At 65.9% G+C, this 4,136-nt stretch carries 4 protein-coding genes, 1 tRNA gene and 2 pseudogenes; 2 read left to right on the top strand and 5 right to left on the bottom strand.

Features of this window, described 5'->3' with window-relative positions:
* The 5 genes and pseudogenes from ACIA77_RS52305 to ACIA77_RS52285 form a co-directional block, all read right to left on the bottom strand.
* Positions 1 to 119 (bottom strand): annotated as a pseudogene (locus ACIA77_RS52305) (IS5/IS1182 family transposase); the annotation flags it as partial.
* A gap of 49 nt (positions 120 to 168) precedes the next feature.
* On the bottom strand, positions 169 to 942 hold the full coding sequence (locus tag ACIA77_RS52300; RefSeq protein ID WP_395893727.1) for a hypothetical protein: 774 nt from the start codon (positions 940 to 942) through the stop codon (positions 169 to 171).
* A gap of 300 nt (positions 943 to 1,242) precedes the next feature.
* A pseudogene (locus tag ACIA77_RS52295) lies at positions 1,243 to 1,673 on the bottom strand (ATP-binding protein).
* A gap of 109 nt (positions 1,674 to 1,782) precedes the next feature.
* Entirely contained in the window at positions 1,783 to 2,160 is a 378-nt protein-coding gene (locus tag ACIA77_RS52290) for an STAS domain-containing protein (protein ID WP_395893726.1), read from the bottom strand.
* Positions 2,161 to 2,453: 293 nt separating this feature from the next.
* Complete coding sequence (locus ACIA77_RS52285) at positions 2,454 to 2,651, bottom strand: hypothetical protein (RefSeq protein ID WP_395893725.1); 198 nt, start codon at positions 2,649 to 2,651, stop codon at positions 2,454 to 2,456.
* Between the two features lie 264 nt (positions 2,652 to 2,915).
* Between ACIA77_RS52285 and ACIA77_RS52280 the strand changes: the two genes are divergently transcribed.
* Positions 2,916 to 3,290: a hypothetical protein gene (locus ACIA77_RS52280; protein WP_395893724.1), complete on the top strand. Its 375-nt coding sequence runs from the start codon at positions 2,916 to 2,918 to the stop codon at positions 3,288 to 3,290.
* Positions 3,291 to 3,787: 497 nt separating this feature from the next.
* A tRNA-Ala gene (locus ACIA77_RS52275) sits at positions 3,788 to 3,856 on the top strand.
* The last annotated feature ends 280 nt before the right edge of the window (positions 3,857 to 4,136 follow it).

The raw sequence follows: 4,136 nt of genomic DNA, 5'->3' as shown, positions 1-4,136 counted from the left end.
CGCGGATCCGTACGGGAACGCCCACCACCCTGCGGGCGCTGCTTCGCCGGCGGAATCAAGGGCTCCACCAACGCCCACAACTCGTCGGGCACCAGCCGTTGCGACAGTGAGTCGATCACAACGCAAGATCATGACACTCACCTCGCAAGATCCAAACGAGACACGCTCTTAACGCCACCAGCTGTCGAACGCCTTGTCGGCACGGTTGTTGACCCTGTCGCCGACGACGTCGGACACAGCCGCGACGACTGCGTAGAGGAGGACTACCGCACCACTGCTGAGGTACTTCAAGACGCTGTCAGTCAACAGCGCAAGCGTTCCGAACACACCGGCGACTTGACTGAGGAGCAGCCATGAGACGAGCGACCGGCGCCTGCTGCCGTAACGACGTTCGGACGGCTGGCGCTCGAAGTCCTCCCCGTCCAAGATGTCCCTGATTTCATGAAGTGCGCCCAGGCCGAGCGCCCAAGCGCTGAGCACGACCAAGGCCAGCGAGACGAGAAAGTCGTCCGCAGACAGGACATCGTGAGCAGCGGCTGCACCTGCGGTGACCACCACTCGAATTAGCTGCAACACCAGGATGGTCGTGGTGCTGAGCGATCGCCTGTACGAGCGAAACTTCAGGTAGAGACCGGCCGAGGTAACCACCTCAACAGAGAAGGTCAGCACGATCGCATCGATGCCGTACTGGAGGAGATGACCTACAACACCGGACCACGGCAGCGGCGGCAACTGGTGGTGCGCGAGCTGATTTAGAGGCTGGTCCAGGTAAGCCTTCTCGACGAAAGCCAAGAACAACATCAGTCGAGGCAGCCACCACAACGAGCGTCTGGACCGCGGCTGTATCTGACACCAGCCGATCCAGTTGGCGGCCATCCGCAACACGGCCAGCCCGAGCCCCAGCAGACCCCCATACCAGAAAACCAGCACCGTCGGCCCCACGCTCGGCAACCGTAATCACATTTGAAGACGAGGATGCAGGCTTTGCAGCGGGACGCCCGGATGGACCAACCCCGTTCGCTATCGCGGCGATACGCCGCCGCTGGCTGGCCCGCCGCACCACCCCCGCGCGCCAACGGGAACCACCGGGCGAACTCGGTGCGAGCAGCCACAACCAGCGGCGACCGCCGCCGTCGCACGCCAACGACCACTCAGCGCAGGAACATGGCGAAGCCGTCATATGTGATCTGAACACGGCCCCCAGCCGAGCGCGATCCGGCCGGGCCGGCGGCAAAGGAGGGCTCAGCTGCCGGGGCGGTCGCGGGCAAGCTCCCAGGCCATGGTGATCACGGTGCCCTGGCCGGTAGGCGTGACCTCGGCGTGGTCAGACAACAGACGGATCAGCGGCAGTCCGCGGCCGCGGCGCGGGTCCGGTGCGGCTGGAGCCGCCAGCGGCCGTGGTCGGTGACGGTGACCTGCACCGTTTGCTCGTCGTGGTAGGCGTGCAGGTCGAGCGCGCCGTCCGCGCTGTCGGGGTAGGCGTGTTCGGCGGCGTTGACGACAGCTTCGTAGACGGCGAGCTCGAGGTCGCCGATCAGCTCAGCCGACAGGCCACGGCCGCGAGCCCAATCGGTGAGGACGTAGCGCAGCGCGGAGGCATCATTCAGGCGCGCGGACCGGCGCAGGTGCAGCGCAGGCGGAGGGTCGTCGTCGGGGTTGCTCGCCGAGCACATCGTGCGGGGTGCTCCTGGTTCTCCGCCGCTCAGCGGCCGTGCACGGTTGGGGACAATGCCGGTTTACCCCGTTGTGGCGCGCATATACCCGACACGACGGCTCGGGTGCTCAGGGCGGGCGGATGGTGAGGGCGTCCTGGGTGGTGTCGTAGTAGTCGAAGTAGTGGTCCATGCCCAGCATCTGCAGGGTGCGCCGGATCGGGCGGGCCACGACCAGCCGGACGGCGGTGTGCTCGCCGGCGGTGAGCACGGCGTCGACCAGGACGCCGATGGCGACCGATGAGAAGAACACGGCCCCGGTCAGGTCCAGCACCAGCACGGTCGGCTTCTCGGCGAGGGCTCGGTGCACGGTCTCCTGCAGCGTCGGGCTGGTGAGCGCGTCGAACTCCCCGCCGGCGACGATGACCACGTTCTCCCCGGTATGCCGGAGTGCGACCTCAGCCGCAGGTACCGCGCTGACGAGGTCTGCGTGGTCGGAAGGCTGCATCCACGCCATCCTCCTCGCCACCGCCGCCACGCGCAGTGCCGATGTATTCACCCCGGCGAGGAGCACGCGGGATATACGGCCGGCGGCCGGCGCGCTGTCGGGGCATCAACCGGCGGCGGCCTAGGCGGCGGCGAGAGCGTCGAAGACGCTGAACAGGGGTTCGAGGCCGACCAGGGCCAGGTTGCGGCGGACCTCATGCGCCGCAACCAGCTTCAAGACGGTGTGCTAACCGGCGCGGGCGCGGGCGTCGACCAGGTAGCCGAACGCGGCCGACGAGAAAAATGTTGGCCCGGTCAGATCCAGCACCAGCCGGTCCGGGGCTTGGGCGAGGGCATCGAGGAGGCCCTGCCGCAGCTGGAGGGAGTGGTCGCGTCGAGCTCACCGCGAGCGGTGAGCACCACCGCGCCGCCGGCCGGTTGAACCTGCACGTTCGCGGTCGGGACCGCCGCACTGGCCAGCTCGGACGGCGTGATCGGGTCAGGTGCCTGCATGCCCCGCATTTTCGCGCGCACCTGGCCGCACCGCAGATCAGCCGGGGATGTTGCGGGGTCGCGACTGCGCGGGTAGGTGTGCCGAGGACATCCTCGCAGTGGAGAACGAGCAGCTGCGTAAGGCGCTGCAGAGCTGCGAGCTAGGAGTTCCACGTCGCACGTCCGCGCGATGCCGGCGAGACCGCCCATCCGCGGTGGCAACGGAGGGCTGTGCGGCGTCTTTGCGGCTGCGCCGCTGGTCAGCGGGATTCACAATGCAAGATCGTGGCGGCCGACACCGCGCTGCACGCGCTCGTGCCCGACTCCTCGGCCATCCACGCCCATGACGCCAACTTCGACGGCGTGCGAATGGTCAGCGGCTGCACCGACGAGCACCTGCAGCAGTTGGTCAAGCAGTACCGCAAGCGCCCCTTCGTCGACGCCGAGCTATGGGCCGGCAAGGTGCAGCGCGCGGTGCTCGCGAACACCACCCGCCGCATCGACGACGACGCCCTCGTCGAGATGACCGGGTTGGCCGTCGAACAGATCCACGCAGGCATTGACTGGCACAACGATCGCACCCGAGCACTGCACGAGCGCCGCGACGACTCCCTGAGCCTGCGGTCCAGCAAGCCGCCGCCGAGATCATCGTCGGTGTAGCGAGGTGCGACCCACTGAGATCGCACTGGGGGCAGACGCGAGATCTAAGTGCTCGCAAACGAGCCACCCAGTCGAGTCCTGGAACGTTCGGAAGCCGGAGGAACGCCGCGCAACGACGTCGTGGACCTGATCAGAACCTATGACTGCAGCCGAGGGCTGCTCGCGCGTACGGATCGACCGCGCCGATCGGCGGCACGCCAAGAGCACAGTCAGCCAACTGCTGAGCCCCGACCAACCCAAGATCACTCTGCGAAACAGCAGAACTCGAGGTACAGGCCAAGCAGCGCATTCGACAAATCGTGAGCACACCACTCAAGCCCCACCGAAGCAAACTGGGCGGCAAATCTGACAAACCGGACCAATTTGAGAATGCCTTCCCACCAATTTCGTGGAGCAAATCTGGAGCACGACCATGATTTCAACGATGGTCAACCGCTTCTAATCGCACCCAACTGCCACCAACCGCACCAGCTGACCTGTATATTCTCTATTACCGCGGGTCAAGGCCATGGACTGGACCTCACTGGCACTGAGGGGGTCAGGGGTTCGAGTCCCCTTTAGCTCCACCGACGTTTTGGACACGCGGCGCCGAAATAAGTCGATTTCATTATGCGGGCGGGGCCGTTCGGCGCGCGACCAGGGTCCACCTGATTGGCCCGCGTGATCTCCATTGAGAACGCCTTCGGCGCGAAGGAAGCGCATCGAGTCGCCCATGGCCGGTGCAGCCATTCACTGGACTCGGAATTCCGCACCTAAGTGATGTCTCGTAACTGATGCTGTTGTTGGTGTTGCTGGGTGTTGCGGTCAGCCAGCGAGGAGGATGTTGTGCAAGTGTGCGATTCCGGA

Origin of the sequence: Amycolatopsis sp. NPDC051903 (genome assembly GCF_044452505.1) — a bacterium.
In the GTDB taxonomy this organism is placed as follows: Bacteria; Actinomycetota; Actinomycetes; order Mycobacteriales; family Pseudonocardiaceae; genus Amycolatopsis.
Note: the sequence above shows the minus strand (reverse complement) of the source record. Positions and strands in the feature narration are given on the sequence as shown.